This window comes from Paenibacillus sp. (genome assembly GCF_035645195.1).
GTDB lineage: Bacteria > Bacillota > Bacilli > Paenibacillales > YIM-B00363 > Paenibacillus_AE.
Window position 1 is genome coordinate 344695 of sequence record NZ_DASQNA010000007.1, and the last position, 18253, is coordinate 362947.

General features: G+C 56.2%; 24 protein-coding genes. 1 reads left to right on the top strand and 23 read right to left on the bottom strand.

Annotated features, from left to right (window positions below):
• Positions 1-25: 25 nt before the first annotated feature.
• The 22 genes from VE009_RS02680 to VE009_RS02785 all read right to left on the bottom strand — a co-directional run bounded on the left by VE009_RS02680 (position 26) and on the right by VE009_RS02785 (position 17180).
• On the bottom strand, positions 26-235 hold the full coding sequence (locus VE009_RS02680) for a hypothetical protein (RefSeq protein WP_325005845.1): 210 nt from the start codon (positions 233-235) through the stop codon (positions 26-28).
• Positions 219-647 carry an Ig-like domain-containing protein gene (locus tag VE009_RS02685; protein WP_325005846.1) on the bottom strand — a complete coding sequence of 143 codons (429 nt, stop codon included), beginning with the start codon at positions 645-647 and terminating at the stop codon, positions 219-221. The genes VE009_RS02680 and VE009_RS02685 overlap by 17 nt, the downstream gene beginning before the upstream one ends.
• Before the next feature lie 15 nt (positions 648-662).
• Entirely contained in the window at positions 663-1595 is a 933-nt protein-coding gene (locus tag VE009_RS02690) for a hypothetical protein (protein WP_325005847.1), read from the bottom strand.
• Positions 1585-3261, bottom strand: a complete 1677-nt coding sequence (locus VE009_RS02695) for a LamG domain-containing protein (protein ID WP_325005848.1) — start codon at positions 3259-3261, stop codon at positions 1585-1587. Before VE009_RS02695 ends, VE009_RS02690 begins: the two co-directional genes overlap by 11 nt.
• Positions 3261-4826: a hypothetical protein gene (locus VE009_RS02700; RefSeq protein WP_325005849.1), complete on the bottom strand. Its 1566-nt coding sequence runs from the start codon at positions 4824-4826 to the stop codon at positions 3261-3263. Before VE009_RS02700 ends, VE009_RS02695 begins: the two co-directional genes overlap by 1 nt.
• A 4-nt stretch (positions 4827-4830) precedes the next feature.
• Complete coding sequence (locus tag VE009_RS02705; protein ID WP_325005850.1) at positions 4831-5184, bottom strand: DUF6711 family protein; 354 nt, start codon at positions 5182-5184, stop codon at positions 4831-4833.
• Positions 5185-5200: 16 nt separating this feature from the next.
• The gene (locus VE009_RS02710; RefSeq protein WP_325005851.1) at positions 5201-7624 is read right to left on the bottom strand and encodes a hypothetical protein; all 2424 of its coding nucleotides are present in this window, start codon (positions 7622-7624) and stop codon (positions 5201-5203) included.
• Between the two features lie 42 nt (positions 7625-7666).
• The gene (locus tag VE009_RS02715) at positions 7667-7837 is read right to left on the bottom strand and encodes a hypothetical protein (RefSeq protein WP_325005852.1); all 171 of its coding nucleotides are present in this window, start codon (positions 7835-7837) and stop codon (positions 7667-7669) included.
• A 119-nt stretch (positions 7838-7956) separates the two neighbouring features.
• Positions 7957-8343 carry a hypothetical protein gene (locus VE009_RS02720; protein ID WP_325005853.1) on the bottom strand — a complete coding sequence of 129 codons (387 nt, stop codon included), beginning with the start codon at positions 8341-8343 and terminating at the stop codon, positions 7957-7959.
• Positions 8344-8401: 58 nt separating this feature from the next.
• Positions 8402-8812, bottom strand: coding sequence for a phage tail tube protein (locus tag VE009_RS02725; RefSeq protein WP_325005854.1), 411 nt, complete (start codon positions 8810-8812; stop codon positions 8402-8404).
• A 12-nt stretch (positions 8813-8824) separates the two neighbouring features.
• The gene (locus VE009_RS02730) at positions 8825-9214 is read right to left on the bottom strand and encodes a DUF3168 domain-containing protein (RefSeq protein WP_325005855.1); all 390 of its coding nucleotides are present in this window, start codon (positions 9212-9214) and stop codon (positions 8825-8827) included.
• Positions 9211-9636 carry an HK97-gp10 family putative phage morphogenesis protein gene (locus VE009_RS02735; RefSeq protein WP_325005856.1) on the bottom strand — a complete coding sequence of 142 codons (426 nt, stop codon included), beginning with the start codon at positions 9634-9636 and terminating at the stop codon, positions 9211-9213. The genes VE009_RS02730 and VE009_RS02735 overlap by 4 nt, the downstream gene beginning before the upstream one ends.
• 26 nt (positions 9637-9662) lie before the next feature.
• On the bottom strand, positions 9663-10007 hold the full coding sequence (locus VE009_RS02740; RefSeq protein ID WP_325005857.1) for a phage head closure protein: 345 nt from the start codon (positions 10005-10007) through the stop codon (positions 9663-9665).
• On the bottom strand, positions 10004-10549 hold the full coding sequence (locus VE009_RS02745) for a head-tail connector protein (RefSeq protein ID WP_325005858.1): 546 nt from the start codon (positions 10547-10549) through the stop codon (positions 10004-10006). Before VE009_RS02745 ends, VE009_RS02740 begins: the two co-directional genes overlap by 4 nt.
• A gap of 15 nt (positions 10550-10564) precedes the next feature.
• Positions 10565-11041 (bottom strand): hypothetical protein, encoded by a 477-nt coding sequence (locus tag VE009_RS02750; protein ID WP_325005859.1) that lies wholly within the window; start codon positions 11039-11041, stop codon positions 10565-10567.
• A 76-nt stretch (positions 11042-11117) separates the two neighbouring features.
• On the bottom strand, positions 11118-12392 hold the full coding sequence (locus VE009_RS02755; protein ID WP_325005860.1) for a phage major capsid protein: 1275 nt from the start codon (positions 12390-12392) through the stop codon (positions 11118-11120).
• Positions 12393-12404: 12 nt separating this feature from the next.
• Positions 12405-13019: an HK97 family phage prohead protease gene (locus VE009_RS02760; RefSeq protein ID WP_325005861.1), complete on the bottom strand. Its 615-nt coding sequence runs from the start codon at positions 13017-13019 to the stop codon at positions 12405-12407.
• A complete protein-coding gene (locus VE009_RS02765; RefSeq protein WP_325005862.1) occupies positions 12967-14226 on the bottom strand; it encodes a phage portal protein in 1260 nt (419 codons plus the stop codon). The genes VE009_RS02760 and VE009_RS02765 overlap by 53 nt, the downstream gene beginning before the upstream one ends.
• 47 nt (positions 14227-14273) lie before the next feature.
• The gene (locus VE009_RS02770; RefSeq protein ID WP_325005863.1) at positions 14274-15968 is read right to left on the bottom strand and encodes a terminase large subunit; all 1695 of its coding nucleotides are present in this window, start codon (positions 15966-15968) and stop codon (positions 14274-14276) included.
• Positions 15965-16477 carry a phage terminase small subunit P27 family gene (locus tag VE009_RS02775; RefSeq protein WP_325005864.1) on the bottom strand — a complete coding sequence of 171 codons (513 nt, stop codon included), beginning with the start codon at positions 16475-16477 and terminating at the stop codon, positions 15965-15967. Before VE009_RS02775 ends, VE009_RS02770 begins: the two co-directional genes overlap by 4 nt.
• A 119-nt stretch (positions 16478-16596) precedes the next feature.
• A complete protein-coding gene (locus VE009_RS02780; RefSeq protein ID WP_325005865.1) occupies positions 16597-16824 on the bottom strand; it encodes a hypothetical protein in 228 nt (75 codons plus the stop codon).
• Positions 16821-17180, bottom strand: coding sequence for an HNH endonuclease signature motif containing protein (locus tag VE009_RS02785; protein ID WP_325005866.1), 360 nt, complete (start codon positions 17178-17180; stop codon positions 16821-16823). The genes VE009_RS02780 and VE009_RS02785 overlap by 4 nt, the downstream gene beginning before the upstream one ends.
• Positions 17181-17242: 62 nt before the next feature.
• On the opposite strand from VE009_RS02785, the gene VE009_RS02790 reads away from it, so the two are divergent.
• Entirely contained in the window at positions 17243-17479 is a 237-nt protein-coding gene (locus VE009_RS02790) for a DUF2188 domain-containing protein (protein ID WP_325005867.1), read from the top strand.
• A 356-nt stretch (positions 17480-17835) separates the two neighbouring features.
• On the opposite strand, the gene VE009_RS02795 is transcribed toward VE009_RS02790, so the two are convergent.
• Positions 17836-18177, bottom strand: a complete 342-nt coding sequence (locus tag VE009_RS02795; RefSeq protein ID WP_325005868.1) for a hypothetical protein — start codon at positions 18175-18177, stop codon at positions 17836-17838.
• Positions 18178-18253: the final 76 nt, after the last annotated feature.

Sequence of the window (18253 nt, forward strand, 5' to 3'; positions counted from 1 at the left end):
CCCGGTCCGAGCTGATCGGGTGATCCTACATGCGATTGAGCTTGGAGAGGATCTTATTGTTCTGGTCGATGATCACCAGCTGCGCGGCATAAATGTCCGCGAGCGTCGGCTCGGCGCCGGTCTGAGCGATTTCTTCGCGCCGCTGCCCCACTGCCTTCCGCTTCGGGTCCGCCCCGAAGCGGAAACCTTTCTTTTCTGCTGCTGGTGCCGGCGTTGCTTTATCTTTGTTGGACATCTGCGAGCACCTCCACCGAACCGTTTTGAATGACGTAACCGCCGTTTGTGGTGACGACTTGCAAACTTTCCGCTTCCTCCGACTGCAACGTGATTTCGGCGACGCCGCCAACCGGAGCAACCTCTTGCGTTTCGCCGTTGAATTCAAAAATGATCGGGTCGGCGAAGTCCGTTGCCGGTTGGTCGTCCCACGTCGTGACGGTCGCCGTGATCGTCGCCGTATCGACGCCGTCGGCGACGATTTCCGGCTTGTCCGTCGTTAAAGCGATCTTGTAACCGATGAATGCGCCGTCGACGTAATGCGTGCCGAGGACGCGCGAATCCGTCTCCGCTGGAACCTCGATGAGTTTATTCGGTGAATCGAAAATGGTGTGCACGACGCCGCTTTCACTGACTTGTACGTATTTCAGCATTGCATACCCCTCCTATTAATTGGATTCCATAACTTCCCATGAAACCGTATAGCTTGCGTTGGTGTTCGCTTTAACTAACCGCAATCCATTCGAGGAGGTTAGAGTCGCTTTGACTGTTGCTTCCTCATTAGCTTGCCATGTGATGTTTACGAATGCCTTCGACATGTTGACGGCAGTCGGTATCGTAACCGTGACGTCTCCGCCAACTGCCGCGAGCGTCGTCTCGCCACGCTGTACGACCTTCATTCCCCCCACCGCCTTCCATGCTCCCCATGTGCCGTTGTTCTTGATTCTTGAATACACGACAGAATTGGTGTCGACAAATATTTGCGACGCCCAATTGTCGTCACCTTCGTACTGATTGTGATAAACGTAACCGCCACCACCTGTCGGCGTCCCCGTGTAGGGCGAACCCATGTTAAAGAAACCGGAACGAGTTATACCGTTCGCATCCGTTACTTGTTGCCCGCCACGTCCGTTTGCGCCGTACAGGAACCGATCTCCCGAGATGCCTCGAACTAAATCGGCGTCCAACCCCGAACCGGAGCCGTCGTTGCCTGCGGTCCATATCTTTTCTACTCCGCCTAAATCGGTCTGCACATACGCTTCCCGGCCAGCTGGTTTTCTGAGAATTACGTCTCCCGCGTCCGTAAATACAACGCTTTGGTTTTGTCCTTGTATCCCAACTCTGTATTCCCCGCCGTCCGGAAAGAGCAAACTCCCCGTCATTGGTTGACTCCCGTTTTTCGGCAGCGCGGCGTCGGCGGTGGACGCGGCGGCTTGGAGCCCCTGCTCGATCTTATTCATCAGCGCCGCAGCAAACGGCGTACCGGCTTGCGTCACGGTGCCCGGATCCGGGGTCAGAATCCATGTATTTCCGTTCTGGTCCTTAAACCGCAGAGGCTCTTGAACGATCCGATCCACCCAAGATGTTGGATTATAAGGCATACGGTATCCCTCCTCTCTCGTATCCAGCTGCAAAGGTGCCGCAATATACGAAGCTGTCGTACACCTTGCCTGCGGTCTCGAAGAGCAACATCACATCTGTCTCGAGCCGGTTTGCATCGGTGTAGTCGAAGCCGTCGCGGGCTGCCCACGTCTCCGCTCCCGGGTAGCCCGGAGGCGTTGCGAAATTGGTCCGGATCGTCTCGAGATTCTGCTCGATCCGGTTGATCGACGACAGAAAGTCGATGTACGTCATCGTCCGGTTCGTGACGGTCGTGATCGCGGGAATGGCGTATTGGATGTCCGCAAGGTACGAGCGCAGCGTTTTGATATTTGTCTCGAGCCGGTTGAAGTCTTCGAAGTTGATCTCGTCATTTGCCGTCCAGCCCGTTTCCACATCGATCGCATAGTAGAGCACCGGCATGTCCGTCACGTACGTTGCACCATAAATCGTGCCGTTGTTGCCGTTCGGCGAGGAGTCGATCGCGGTGTTCTTGAAATCGACCGTCAGGCGTACGTAGTCGGTGTAGACGGTCGACGCGACGGTCGAGGATGCGGCGTCAGCGTAGGCGAGGAAGTGCATGAACCCGTTAGAATCGACAATACGGTAGGCATTAGTTGTTTGAGTAGCAAACAACCTCGAAATAGAACCGCCCGTGTGAGTGGTCTGTAACACCCACGAAGATGTAACAGCGTCCCAATTTGAGAAATTCGCGCGGTTCCCACTAGGTCCAGTTCCTCGCCCGTACCAATCTGCCGTAAAACGTTGAATATTATTTTTCGCCCACGCGACCCTGTCCGCTAGCACATTGCTGCCGAACACGTTGCCGCGTTTGCGGAGTATTTCTTCGATGACGTTCCACGAAAACATGTGCTGGTTCATGTACGTGTTTGTATTTGTGCTGTATGCGATCGACGTTTGGCCGTCGATGTTCTGAGCCCACCCGTAATGCGTTTGCCCAACCTCACCGAAGTCTCCGAAAGAACCTTGAGACGGAGAATACAGCGAAGCCCCTCGACCACCACGAAAGATGTTTGGATTTTCGGTCGTACTCCCGGCGACCTTGCCGCCGAAATCGAGCGTGAGCGGATTCAACCCACCTTCGTCGAACTTCCAGTACCCGACGAGTCCCGCCTCGTTACCGGCGAGCATCCGGTTCATGTTGTCGGCGATCTCCGACGCGGTGCGAGCGACGTTCCAAATACGGACGTCGTCAACTACACCTTTAAAAAATTCGCCAGTTCCATTGCGAGATCCGATGAAAATAGAGCCGACCGGGACGGACAAATCTCCGGAAGTAACTGCATTGCAAACTACTGCCCCGTTTAAAAACCCTCTTAAATTTGACCCGTCGTATACCAGCGCGATATGTTGCAAAGTCCCCTGCGATATCGTCCCTACAGGCGATTCCGCAACAACGTAACCGCCGTTCTTGAAAACATGGGGACGAAACCTTCCACTTGCATCCATTTGCAAGATGAACGCATTGTCTTTCCGTAAGAAAGACTGGTTCCCGGAAATTAGATTGGGCTTTACCCACATTTCTATCGTGATTTGGTTTGTAAAATTTCTCAGTACCGGGGAATCCGGCACAGTCACATAATCATCCACCCCGTCGAACGACAGCGCGTACCGGTTCGCGGACACCCGGCTGAGCAATGTCTCCATCAGTTGACCGCTCCCTTCGAGTCCGTCCGCGCCGACAAATAGCCAGCGTAGCGGATGTCGTTCTTCGTGATGAACGCCGCCATGTTCGCGCCGTACGAGTTCTCGATCTCGATCACGTCGCCCAGCTCATGCGCGGGGTTGCCGCGCCAGTTGGACCGGTACTCCGCCCGGTACTCCCGTCGCTCAAGCAGCCATTGGCCGACGGCCGTGGCGCGCACCGAAGAATTGATGAACGTGTTCCGCTCGAGCTTCAGCACGTCGCCGACCGTCGCCGTAGACGAGTTCACCGTGACGACCGCCGACGTGTCCAGATCCGTCCAGTACGTCACCGCTGCCGCTCTCACGGTCGGCTCGAGGACGATCTTCGGCTCGTCGTAGCTGTCGTCGAGCGAAATCGTGTCCGCCGCGGCGCCGAGCGTCAGGCATTTCAGCGTGATCACGTTGCCCCGCGTCACGAAGATGTTCGCGCAGCCGGCGATGGCGACCATCTGCAAGGCGTCCCGGCAGTTCGTCTTCTCGGCCATGCTGTTCGTCGCGATCGACTGCAGCGCGGGGTCGATCGAGTAGTTTTCGATGCCGCACGCGGCGAAGAGCTGCTCGGCCAGCGCGTACAGCGTCTTCGAGCTCGGCGTCAGCTGCTCGTAATCGAAGCCGGCCATCAGGTCGAGGTTCGTCCGGGCCGTGAATGTGGCCGTCAGCGAGCCCTCGTCGCTGGTCCAATCCCACAGCAAATAGTTACCGAGCGGGACCCACTCGATGACGCCGGCGCCGACGTCGAGGCCCAGCTCCGCGATGACCTGCTGCCGCTGCTGCAGGTATTTGTAAAAGCCAGTCGGGTTCAGGATGTTGAACGCCCGATCGCTGTTGTCGACCGTGAAGTCGAACTCCGGGGACGGCAGCCGCGCCGACGTCAAATCGAGCTCCTCGATCAGCTTCATGCCGATAAGGCTGTCGTCGGTGTATGTCCGCACAATGCCGAAGTCGACCTCGAGAACCCGCGCGCGCCGGTAGCCGACGGACCATTTCTTGATGGTGATCACGATTTTGTTGTAATTGGCGAGCTGGCCAAGCGGATCCGGCATGACCTCGGTATTCCCGACCACGGACACCGTCTGGATTACTGTGGCGCCATTGTACGCCGTGATGTCGAAGTCCACGGCGTACTCGTTGTTGAACCGGTCGAACGTGATCGTGATGCCGGCGCTGGAGTGCGTACCGCCGAAGCTGAACGTGATCGTCGGGTACGAAGAAAAGACGCCGCCCGCGTCACAGATGTCGCTGCTGACGAAGCCCATCTCCCCATTGTTCGCGATCGTGTCGTCCGGAAAAGAAAACGACCCGTCGAGGCGGAATCGGTTCCGCTCCCAGGTCGCGAGATTGGCGGACGCGTCTCGCACCTTGTTCGCGAGCTGGTCCTTATTGCTGATCGACGCCTGCGCCGTCGTCACGATGCTCGTAATGTCCCCGATCGCCGTCACGTCGGAGATGTCGAACGTGACTTTGCCGACGACCGTCCGAGGGTTGCCGTAGATTTCCGTTTTGAATTTACTCGTCGTCGGGTACATGAAATCACCTCTCGACCAGGCTGAAGCGTACGTCCTTGTACCGTGGGACGCCGTTGCGGAAATCCATCATCGAAACAGGTCGGTCACCGGCGTAAAACGTCCCTGTGCGGTTCGCGTTCGTCATCGGGTCGGGGTACGTAACCGAGAAAAGCACCGGCGAGACGGCGTTCAGTATAAGGCTCATCTGCTCCGCGGTCAGGAAGTTCCAGCCGAGCTCGATCTTCCGAACGCCGCCCCGGATCCGTTCAATAATAAGCATACCGCGAGTATTCCGCTCCGCTTTGCTGAGATCCTGAATGCCTACTTTGAATTCAGAAGGGGTCGGCAACTCGACCCCGTTGATGGTAATGAGCGCCACGTTGTTACCGACCTCCTTACGTGGTTTGGATTAATGCGCCGCCGCGGCGTCTGCTTTCCCGATCAATATGCGGGTAAAGTACCCGCGCCACTTCCACCGTGTCCATAACGATCACCGGGCCGTCTCTACCGCCGTTGTTGCCGCCCATGCTGACCTGCATTGCGTTCATAACGGCCGTACCCAACGCCGACGCAAGTTTGTCCACGAACGATGTGTTCTCGAGCGGCACAATCATTTCAGCGCCGGCTTCGCCAGCAATGTAGTTGCCCATATTCGTTGCGCCGTCCACGATGCCACCGCGGGCAAGCTTCGGGATGTTCGGGATACGCGGGATTTCGGGAATGTTCACCCCAATTGTGCCGTTGGGCAGCTTGATGCTTGCCTTGTTCGCTGTTCGGATAATACTGTTAATGCTATCCACGATGGCGTTGATGCTTTTTACCACAGCACCGCTGATTTCCGACCAGATGGTCGCGGTATTGCTCTTAATTGCGCCCCATGCGGCAAGGACGGCTGCCCCAACTGAGCTGAGGTCGATTTTCGAAATGGCATCCCATTTTTCTTTGATAAACGACTTCAGATCGTCAAACTTCTCGCCGGTACTGCTCCGGAGCTCGTCCCACTTTTTGAGGACCGCGTCCTTGACCGCACCCCAATCTGTGAAATTTTTTACGGCTGCCCATTTCTGGCTGAGATACTCCTTGAAGGCGTCCCACTTTCTCCCGGTTTCCGTCTGGAGATTGGTCCAAGCCTGTATAATCGAAGCCCTAATCGAATCCCAATCCGTATATTCCTGCACCTCGGTCCACTTCTCGCTGAGATACACTTTGAACTCATCCCACTTCACACCGGACTCCGTCTTCAGTGCATCCCATCGTTTTAGAACCTCGTCCTTGATCTCCGTAATTTTCTTTTTCGCGGCCTCGATTACCGGGCCGGCCTTCTCCTCGATCAAGCCTTTCAGGTTGGACCAGGCTGCCCCGAAACCTTTTTTGAACTGCTCCATTTTGGCTGCTACATCCGGGAAGAACGGCTCGACGACGCCCTTGATCGTATCGAAGATTGCCGAGACGTAACCCTCGGCACCTTCTAGCGCAGTTTTAAAATCGAGATTGAAAAGCCCGGTCACGATTTTCAATCCGCTGGCGACCGCCTCTAATATTCCAGCGAGGAGCTCGAGTCCGATCGTGATCTCAAGGCGCTTGTTTTCGGCAAGCATGTTGAAGAATGCCTTGACCGGAGCTGTATCGGCTAAACCCTTCAGCGCCTCCCAAAGCGACTTAAACGCTTCGGTAACTCTTTTGATCGGATCTCTCAACGGCTCTAGGAATTCTCTGACTTGCTGGGCGAGCTGCTCCATCCATTCAGGCGTTTGTGCGACCTGGTTCAGCTCCGATTTTGCAATCTCCTTGCCCAATGCAGTCGTGCCCGTGCCGACCCCTGCAGCGGCCCCCTCAGCGTCTGCCAACTGGTTGATTTCGTCGAACCCAGCAACAGCGCCTTTCGCCTTCTTGCCGGCTTCCTTGTAGGCTTCTCCGAGCTCATTGACCGCGCTGGACTGCTCCTTCGTGGCCTCGATGGATTGGACGGCCGCTTTTCCAAACAAGGTCTGCATGAACTGAGCCACCACGTCCATCGCGTTGGCCAGCGCTTGCGTCATCGATGTTAAAGCGGGGAGAACGGCGTTATACACCGGCAGGAACGCATTTCCGAGTGCGAGCTGCAGGTCCTTGAGCTGGGCCACGAACATAAGCTGCCTCGAATTCGTGTTTTCCGCCAGCTGCAGGCCGTATTTCCGGGAGGCTTGCTCCAAAATGGCAAAATAGCGGATGGTCTGCTGCGTGTTGAATCCGAGATTCTCCCACGACCTCCCGTTGGCCAGATCCCGGAATGCTTTGGTTGTCTCGATCATGGCAACGTTGATGTTGATGCCAAGATCCTCGATCGCGTCCGTCTCGCCAAGCAAACCGGAACGGATCCGTTCCATAACGTCCTGCATTTGCCGGCCCGTCGCCGCCGCAACGACAGCAGAAGCTTTGAGCAGATCCTGCGTGTATTTCATTGTCGTCGCTGTGTCCGTGGCGAACCCGCTCAGGAGATTGGCGTAAATTGCACCGAAACGGATGGCATCCGCCCGAGCGAAACCGAACGCTTTTGCCCCATCCTGAGCCCAGTCCAAGAACGCCTGCGCGCTGCTCCCCATCATCCGATTAATTTGCTGGATGGCGGCCTCTACGTCCATGGCGCTCTTAACGGCATCTTTGACGAGTACAGCCAGACCAAGTGCGGCCGCGGAGGACAAAGCTGCTGCTACCGCTTGCATGCCCTTCGCAACGCTCGTTTTAAAGTCGCCGATGTCCTTGCTCGCCTTGTCCATCGATTTTTTCATCGGGCTAAAATCAGCGCCGCCGCGGATCATCAAGTTTTTAACGACCGTCAACTCAACTCCACCTCCTCCCCGTGCAAAACAAAAAGGAGAGGGCTACTCGCCTCTCTCCCGATACACGACTTTGCCTCCGAACACGGCATTGAGCCGTTTAATTTCTTCAAGCATGTCCGCCTGCGTTTGCTTCGGCTTCATCATCTGAAGGATTTTCTTCAGAGGATCAAGCCGCTTCACCCGTTGCCAGTACGCTCCCAAATATGTGAGCACGATGTCCTCCTCTGCTTCCCGCTCCATTTCCTGCTTGTAGTTCAGAACGTGGAGCCTTAGTTCGTAGGGGGTCATCTCGTTACAAACAGGGATGCTGATACCGACCCTAATTGCAGCTTTTAAGCTTTCTTCCCAGTAGCGCGCCGCTGTTGCCGGTTCAGCTTTGCCTGTCCGTTTCCCGGGTTCGATTCACCTGCATGCGTGGTGCCAAAGGCGCGCTCGAACGCGAGTTGCATTTTCTCGATCAACTCATTCCACGGGTTTGCGTAGTCCAGTAGGTCTTCCATGTCCTCGAGGCGTAGTTCCTCGCCATGCGCCCTGGCATCCGACAGAAGACCGCAATAGAGGATTTTCTCGACCGCTTCGAGGTCGAGGCCATCCATCTTCATCATCGAGTCGATTTCCTTACCAGTGATCGCCCCGAGTGTTTTCAAGGCTTTGTGGCCGAACCGGATTTCGCGAATCCGGTCAAGCTTAATCAGCACTACATCGTTCCCGTCTTGCATAATACCCCTCCTCAATGTAAAAACCGGCCAAGGGCTTTACCCTTGACCGGTTCGAAAATTACGGCGCCGGCAGCGTCAACGTCGGTTCGCCCGACACTTTCAACGTTGCAGCAAAACTAAGCGCCTCTTCCATCTCGATTGCGCCGCCGAGCGTAACCCCGGTAACGATTGCGTTAAAATCCCATTCAGCTCCGACCGTCGCGGGAAATGTGATCGTAAACGTAGACTCCGCGCCGGTCTTGTAAGCGTTATGGATTGCGATCTGCCCCGTCGTATCGTCTTCGTTTAAAAAGCCCTCAACCGTGACTTCCCCCGCATCCTTCAACCCCTGCAGGAATTTGCGATACGTATCGGCCAAAGTCGTCACGTCAATCGTGTCCGCGGTCAATTCCAACCCGCTAATCGACGTCAGGTCCGCAACGACATTAGCGCCAATGCTGAGCGTCGTCCCTTGTGCCTTTTTCGGCATGGCTTTCCCTCCCTAAATGCTGATTCGTAAATCGAAGTTGCTCCTGTACCACATGACCTGGGGCTCGAGCAATTCGACCGGCTCGTCGTAAGCGACGTCCTGGACGTACGGCCCGTCCATCCCGATTGTGCGTCTTTGAAAGGAGCGAATCTTGGCCAGGACTGCCGGTGTTAATGATTTCAGATCGGTATAAGTCCTGCAGATGATGTTGATTTCTAGCGGGATCGTTTTCGACTCCGTGTAGCCGGTCAGCGTCTTGTCCGGCAGGCCGTCGCTGGAGATGTAGATCAGGTATGGCGGTTTGGTTCCTTCCGCGGCGTTCAACGGAAACACCTTGCCGCTTAATCCGGATACACTCTCCAGCTCGGCGACCAATGCTTCCTCGAAAGTCAGCGGAATCACCTCTTCGCCAATGCTTTGTCGATCTCCTTACCCATGACGCCGACGATCTTTTGTTCGATTGCCTCGGCGTTTTCAGTCAGCGCATTGCGGAGAAATCGATACCCGGGGGTATATCCGCCGTCTACATTCATAAAGCCGTATTCCTGCGATGCAGGGTAATAGTACCGCTTCTGGCCGTCCGCTGACATCTTCACGAACAATGGATTCTTCTTCGGATCCATCATGACGTCGTAAACCTTTTTACCGGTTACCGTCTTCCGCTCCGCTTTGATGATGATCCCGCCCTTCAGGTCTCCAGTGTCAACCGGAGCCTTTTCGCGGGCGGCCTTGAGAGCGATATTCATCCCTTGGCGGGCCGCTTTCGTGACTGCGGACTGAGGCACCTTCCCGAGCCTCTTTATCGAGCTCTCGAGCTCCCGCATGCCTTCGAATTTCCACCCTCGAGGCATCAGTCCACCCTCTTCACGTAAACCAGCATTTCGCGCTTCAGTCCTTGGACGTCGATCGCGGAGAGGATCTCGTACTCGTCATCTCCATGAACAATGCGCATCGTGTTGTTGATTCCGTCGCGGTACCGAATCCGAAATTTGACCTCAACCCGGCTTTGCGCAGCCTCCGCGGCGAAGTACTCCCGCCCCAAAAGCGGCTCCTTTGAAGCCCAGACCGTAGCAAATACTGTCCACTCGGCGTCCGGTGCCGGTTGCTCGCCGTAGGAATTGCGCGTCGTAGGCGGCGACTTGATTACGATCTTGTGCCTTAAACGCCCCGCCAACATGCCGTCCGCGCACTTCATACAGGCACCACCCGATCCAGGCTCAGCAACGACTTTACCGCGTCCGGCGGCTCGCAGCCGGGATTATCGAACCAGGCGGCGACCAAAAGGATGATCGCCTGCTTCACGCGTTCCGGGACGCTGCCGGCAGCAGCGTGGCCGGCGACGTAGCGGACCTTGACACCATTCGCCGGCACTAGGCACGCCGTCGGCCAGCAGACGCCCGAAGCGCGGACGATCTCCGCCGGCTCCGAATAGTCGTCTACGATGTAGTTCGACGATGCCCACGTCGCTGTATTCCCGTCGCGGTCCGTGTACGTGAGGCTCGTCACCGACTGCAGCGGCGGACGCGGGAGCCGGATTTCTCCCCGCGGCCATTCGTCCAATGCGAGCTCCAGCGTCTGCGTCAGGTACGCGCGGTTTTGGAAGCCCTCGCACCATTCGCGCGCGGCGGTGATCAGCGGCGTCAGCGTTGCGTCGTATGATTCGTCGTCTAGGTCGATCCGCAGCTGCGGCTTAATGTCAGGAAGCCCCACCGGTTCTGTGGCCGGTGGGGTGATCACCTTGAGCTTCATGGTTTACACCTTCTTTGCTTCAAGGTACGCGGCGTAAAGCGCCGTCCGCTTCTCCTCGTTGCCGGCGTCACCTTCGATCGCGAGCTTCTCGAGCAGCGCTTTCTGATCGGCTGCCGAAAGTTCGCTGAACGCCTCGAGCGTGATATCGCTAGCATTCGATTCGACTTTTTTGAAGAAGAGCTCATCGCCTTCAGCGTGGTCAAAGGAATACAGCACACCACCAAACATGTGCTCTTCCCCTTCGTTTTCAGGGGCCACCGAGCAATAGCCGATGACCTCCCCCGAATCAATGTCGTACGAGTTGTCAGGCTTCGGCAATTCGGTCACAGCGGCTGCCGTCGCTTCGTCTTCCGCCTCGTAAGGCTCTCCAATAATCTTGCAATGCCCTACCTCTTGCCAGGCTTCGGCGAGTCCGAGTTCCAGGTCCACTTCTTGCCTCGGACCGTACGACCACGACGCTGAAGCGATGCTTACGTTCATCCGAACCTTAACTCTTTGCAAATGTTTCACCTCCAGACCGAAAGAGCGCCCCGGCGGGCGCCCTAGTCAGGTCAAATTAGGATGCGGAATTCTGGTAGTACTTGATCGGACCCGTTCCGGCGTCGACCATAAGGCCGTCGTGGCGGGCGTACGCGATGAATCCAATCTGCCCGCTCTCGATGTACTTCTCGCCGAGGCGGAAGATTGTAAGATCCATAACGTCACGGATGAAGTAATTCGAGAAGTCGCCGAACAGAATCGGCTTCGCGTTCGCTGCCATGTCAGCCATGTCCGTATTGATTACATACGGCTTGCCGAGGATGAGATCCGGCTCCGACGCTGTGAGCGAAGGCTGCCACAACGGGCGCCCATCGCCGTCCTTGAGCTTGCGAATCGCCTTGAGTGTGTTGTCGTTGAACATCCACTCGGCCATCGCCCGGTATACCACGTCGACGGAGTGCTGAAGGTCGAAGAGGTCGTCGAACGTTACGGAGGTCGATTGGCCCGTCGACCCGACCTTTCCTTGCGCGGCACCAGTCACAACACCTTGCGGCTCGTTCGTCCCCGTGCCGACCGTGAAGTGCTCGTTCGTGCCGCGGCCGAAGCTGCTGGCGATGAATTCGCGAATCAACTGCTCGACATCGAAGGCGCTGTCCTGGATCAGTTCAATCGGTACCAGGAACGTGTCGGACGTATATTTGTACGCCTTCAGCGTCTTCTGGCCAAACACCGGATCCGTCGCATTTCCGGCAGCCGTGTTCTGTCCAACGATTCTCGCTTTGCGCGACGTATCGTTCGTCGTCGGAATCGGCAGGTCGTTACCAGACGACGTGCGAAGAACGCGGGCGCGGGATTGACGCATGCCGCCGAAAGCCTTCATTGCTTGAATGAGTTGATTGTAGAAGCCTACCGGCACCGTGTAGCCGCCAGCCGTGCCAGTGACGGATGACATCGCGCGTGCTTCCTGTCCGCTCAGCTGCACTTTGCCGGCGTCGATAATCGACCGCTCTTCCGATGTCAATCCGGAGTAACCGTATTTGAGGAAGGAGGTGTACGCTGCGCGATATTCCTCACGCTCGAGCGCCGGCTTCTCCTCCTCTCGGCGCTCTTCGCCACCTTGGCGCACCGCCGGCGAGCCGTCGCGCTGTTCGAGCTCCGCAGCCGTCTCGGCCATCCGCTTTTCGCGGTCGATTTGAGCCCCGAGGCGATCCATGTCGGCGTTCATCTTGTCCCATTGCTGTTGCTCTTCCGCCGTAAAGCTCCGTTTTTCCGCGTTGACGCGGTCGTTCAGCGCTTTCGCTTGCTCCCAGATTTGGGCTCTTTCTTGCTGCAATTCAGTAATGTTCGGCAAGGTATTCCCCTCCTAAAATTGATGTTTTCGAAGCTGCAGCTCTCTTTCACGCCGCTGACGGTCCGCTTCGTGGACCGTTTTATCACCAGCTGCGCGCTGCGCAGCGAAGGCTTCGTACACTTCTTGCTCAGAACGAACGCCGACAGTCGATTGCGGGTAGGCCGGCCGCGTGACGGGGCTGACTTCGATCAATTCCGCCTCCAGGACGCTCCGGATCGGCATTTCCGGGTTCGATTCGTCCCATTGCTCCCTTATTGCCCTGAAAATGAACGACGAGCCCTTCACATCGCCGCGCTCGATGCTCTCCACGTACTTATCCGCCCAGCTCGGCGGCGTAATCTCGTAGCGGAGGCCGATATCATCCTCGGTGAGCACAAGCGTGTTCGGCGTCCGGCCGATCGTGTCGCGGACGTCATGCTGCCAGCTGGCGTACACGTCGCTCATCCGGTTCGTGAATGCGCCCTTTTCAAATCTCTCCTGGAACATGCCCCAAATCGGGTTGGATAACTGTCCCCAGCGCACTGCGTAACCGATAATTTTCGTCGGCTCGCCGTCCATCCTCCGGATCTCCGGTCTACTCTCCGGCAGGAGTATCGAGCGGATTTCCTTCTGGTTCTCCATTGGCATCGCTTCCCTCACCTCCTTCCAGCCCGATCTGGTCAACGGCCACCATCGCCGAGTTCACGAGGTACTTCTGGCCCTGGCCGCCGGGTTGCGGGTTCATATTTTCGATTTCGCGCCACTCGTCGGCGTTGATGATGCCGTTCTGTCGCTGAATTTGGAGCGCTTCGTTACGCGATTTCGCGTCCCCCCGGAGCAATCCATCAACCAAAAACTCCGCAAAAAAACCACTGCGCTTTTCCGCGGTGGTGAAGAGCTTCATCCGTAGCTGCTGCTCCCAGCGAACCAACCACGGACGGATGGTATGGACGACAAATTCGATCGATTGGTGCTCGATATTGTTATTTGTGCTCCGGTCGAGCTCCGCAAGCATGTGCAGCGGCACCCGGAACATGCGCGCAATTTCCGCGATTTGAAATTTTCGTGTCTCGAGGAACTGCGCCTCTTCCGGCGGTATCCCGACGCGGTGGTACTTCAAACCTTCTTCGAGGACCCAGAGTCGATGCGATTTTTTCAGCCCCGCGGCCTGTTCGTTTGCCTGGCGCTTATATCGTTCGTACGCAGTGTCACTGAGCTTACCCGGGTACTCGACAATACCGCCAACATTCGCACCATCTCCGAAGAATCTAGCCCCAAACTCCTCCGCCGCAAGCGCCATGCCGAGGGCTTCGCGTGCCAAGCGCACCGGGTTATAGCCGATCAACCCGTCGAAGCCGAATCCGGGGATGTGCAGCACTTTATCGAACGGCAAAATGACCTGCTGATTCGTCTTCGATACGACGGTTCGGTAATAAATCTTATTGTCGCGCCCTCGCTCCGGCCACGTGCGGTCCGGTAACAGCGGCCAAAGTGCGACAATCCTTCCCGCGCCGTTACGCTCAATCTCCGCGTACCCGTTTCCCCAGTTGCAAATGTGTCCTTGGATGGTCTCCTTGAACTGGTAGGCTGTCATTTCGTCATTTGCCTGGTTATGGAGCACTTCGTACGCCGGATGTTCTGTCGCGCGCGCCTTCCCACCAGTTTCGAGCTTCCGGTAGACATTAAGCGGGAGTGATGCCAGCGTCTCAGAGATAATTTTGACGGCAGCTAGGTATGCCGTTACGCGAAGTGCCGACTGTTCGTTGACGCTGACGCCGGAATTCGCGTTTTCTCCGCCCGCTGCCCACTCTCGAAACGCCTGATCTGGATTCGAAAGAGATGACCGGAGCTCCAAAACCTTGTTTGTGAATGGAATTTTCAGTTTCAGCTGTCCTCACCCCCTTACAGCGTTAAGAATCCGCGCATTTCGTACACTGACGGCCCTTCACCGGCGAGCAGCATTGCCCGGACGTGCGCGTTAATCAGTGCCGTAATCGGGTCGATCCGGTCCGTTGACTTATCTTTGTCGAGCATGATGTTCTCGTTATGATCCTGCCGAATGACCGCATTCCCCACCGCCCAGGTGAGAACCGGGTTTTTCTCGTGAATCAATTGCCCGGAGAGCACGAGCTCACGTAGATTCTTCGTCGGCTCGGACAGAGTCTTCACGCCTTGTCGAATCTCGACCATTTCGTACCCCTCCGACTCCATTTCCTGCGCAAATTGCGAGGCGTTGTAGGGGTCGAAGCAAATTTCCTTGATGGTCCAGAGGTTCTCGGCTTCGCGCTTCTTAATGTGTTCCTGGATAAAGCGATAATCAACGACGGCGCCTGGCGTAACGGTGATCCAGCCCTGCCGAACCCACAAGTCATATGGCACTTTATCCGTCTTTCGCTTCGCCGCGAGCGTGTCTTCCGGAATGAAGCTATGAGACCACACGTAGACGCGGCCATCGCCGAGCGGAATCACGCCGCCGATGCTCGTCAGGTCGATCTTCTTCGAAAGATCGACGCCCACATAGCACTCTCGAACCGCGAGATCCGGCAGCTTGTCCACCCCGCAAGCGCGCCAGGCATCCATCGGCATATAGCCGTTGTCCTTCTGGTCCACCCACAAATTCATGTTTTTCGTCAGGAAGTTCCGCATCTTCTCCGGAACGTCGAGCGCAGCCTGCAGCTCGCCTCGGAGGAAGTTCATGCCCTCCTCGTATGTCGCGACGATCGGGTTCGCCTTAACCCAGTTTCGCTCGTCCTTGATGTCATCGTCCTTATCAAGCTCGCAGATCATGACGAAATACTCGTCGTTTTCCTTCGGCGAGTTAGGATCTAGGAGCTCAGAGACATATAGATACTCAGTGAAGCACGGCGCCGCCATATCGAAGCCAGCCGTCGTGATGATGACGATTAGCGGGTTCGCGCGCGCCACCATGCCGGAAACGAGTACGTCATAAATTTCGCTCGTCTCGTGTACATGGTACTCGTCGATGACAGCGAGGCTCGGGTTCTTACCATCGCCGGTCTTCCGCGCTTCTTTTGACAGCGGCTGTATGACGCTGCCGCTCTTCACGTGCCGGATCCTGCCGTATGTGTCCGTGAATTTGCCCTTCAGCAGCTCCACCGCCTGGATCTGTGTCAGCACCTCGTTGTACACGATGCCTGACTGCTCACGCCCCCATCCCGCGATGTAGACCTCCGACTGCTCCGGAGATACGAAAGCCTCGTAGCTGCTGATCAACGCAAGCAACTGCGACTTCGCGTTCTTGCGTGCAAGCTGAATGTACGCCTTCCGGAAGCGTCGGAGACCGGTGCCTTTCCGTTTCCAGCAGAAAATATTGCCGACAACGAAGAGTTGAAAGTCGGTTAGCTCGATCGGTTGGCCGGCGAGTACTCCCTTTGTGTGTTTGAACATCCGCGACCAACGGTAGAACCGGTAGAGTTCCTCAATGTCGAACTCGTACGGGAATTCCTCGCTTTGGCTCCGTACAATGTCGTCGAGGAAACGCTGGCACGCCTGTTTGTGCTTCCGGCATGCCGTAACCCTTCCGTCGACGACGTCCTCAGCGTATCGAGCGATTCGCTCAATAAGTTGCTCTATCATAAGGCATCACCGAAGAGCTGCTCTTCCTCGGTCGGATTCTTCTCTTCCGGCTTCTTAGGGACAACCAGACGGCAGCGCGAGCTGATCGTCAAGCCGAGGTCCGAAGCTGCAGCGCGACATTGCTTGAAGAGTTTGTCCTGCGCAAGCAGCATGTCGCCGTACTGCTCGTTTGCCACCTTCAGCTTCTTGCCCGTTTCCGGATGCTCCACCGTAATCGTCGGAGGTATGGAGCGAAGCTCCTTCGTGACCCGGACGTACTGTTCCCGTGCCAACAAAAAACGAGCTAAGGCGTCAACGTCCAGATTCGTGATCAGGTCGATGCGCTGCAGCTCGCTTGCGATTTCCGTGAATTCCTTCTTAAGCGTCTTTGTCAGGTACTTCGGAGGCTTGACGTCGTCGGCTGGCGCCTTCACTTCCGTTTTTGTCCGTTCCTCGATCTGCTCTTTTGTCAGATGCGATTTGCCTTTAAGCAAAATAAGATTGATCGGTTGCTTATTACGCCCGGCCATAGCCAAGCCTCCTTTCCGGAAATTTCAAAAAAGGAATTTTGTTCGCGCAAAACTGGACACGCGGTCTTACAAAAGGGGGTCCCGAGGATTTTGCCCCCCTACCCCCGGGGGGTATCAGCCTACGCCCTGACGAATTGCCGCCAACCGTCCTCAGTTGGTTCAATTTCTTTCATTTCTGCCTCAATGCTCACCGATTTCGGAACCAATTGCAGACGGATGCCCATCTCACTTCCAGCTACAGCCCTAACCTCGATTGCTTGCACATGTGCACTGAGGTCCATGTCATCCACAAACACTTTCCCAAAGCCTCTTGCATCAAGTACAATGCGAACTTGTCTTGAACTCATCGTCCAAACCCTCCGTCCTCTTTCGCTGTCTTGATATCGTGATGCCTCTTGCACAAAGGCTGCCAGTTGTTCGAATCCCAGAACAGATCCTGATCCCCTCGATGCGGGATCACGTGGTCGACGACCGTCGCCGGCGTCAAGAATCCCTCGTCCTGACAATGCCGGCACAGCGGGTTCCGTGAGAGGAACGTCTTGCGTGCCTTCTGCCAGCGTGTGTTGTACCCCCGCTGATGTGCCGTGCCTCGCTCCCGATCCTGCTGCTGTTGGTGCTGCTTGGCGTGCTGATCGCAGAAGCGCTCCGTCGTCAGCTGCCGGCAGCCGACGTGGTTGCAGGGGTGCTTTGGTTTATTTGGCAAAGAAATCACCGCAACTTTTGTCCTAATTTTTGGTATAAACATACAGAAAGGAGGGATGTCCCATGCCAAATAAGGAAAAGCCTGTTCACACCGTTCCTAACAAGGACGGAAAGGGCTGGGTAAACAAACAAGGCGGCGAGGTGATCAGTACTCACCGTACCAAGGCTAACGCTGAACAGCGGGGCCGTGCTGAAGCAAAAGCTGATCAAACCGAACACCGCGTCCACAACAAAGACGGAAAAATCGCTAAAGCCAACAGCTACGGCAACGATCCGAATCCACCGAAAGACAAGAAGTAAGGAGGTCGCCATGTACCCGGGAACCACCCCGCTGTGTACCGCTGCAGCGCCTTAGCCGTATTCCGACTGCAACTCGGATGCGGCTATTTTTATTTCCTCTTGCAACTCTGCCACGGGCAAAATTGTTTGAGACCATCCCAACTCCCCCAGATACAGCCTCGGCAGTGCGCTGGCTGGCTCGGCAACTCGTCGCCCTTGTTCAATCGGTTCAGGGCGGCGATCAGGCTTGGCCCCTTCAATTTGGTCTCCATGGTTTCACCCCAAAACAAAAAGAGCCCGACCCGAAGGTGAGCTCTTGTTATCGTTTATGCAGACTTCCACGAACCCAATATATCACGTTTTGACAAGGCGTGCTCTCACACGTTTCTCACTTTTTTGATGCGACTGCTGACATTCATGATATAACCGTATGAGTACCCTGTCTCCTCAGCAATTTGAGCCAGCGTTTTGCCCTCGATATCCCTCTTGTAGGCCACCTGGTGCTCAATTCCTTCGAGCCCTCGGATTTTCGCCTCGATTTGGGCTCGCACCCCCTTCTTCCGCTCCAGCTCCACCGAAGCCTCTCGGATCTTCGCCACAACCTCGTCATATTGCTTCAGCGCTTTATCTAAAGGCACGTGAACCGGCATTGGGGACGAAGGCAACTGACCATTGAAGCAAAGTGCGCGAGCCGCCTTCAGCTGCTCTTCGAGATCCATCAAGCGGATTTCGAGGATCTCGATCTCCTTGCAGACGTCGTAGTAAATCTGGACAGGATTCAGTGCGGTTCACCTC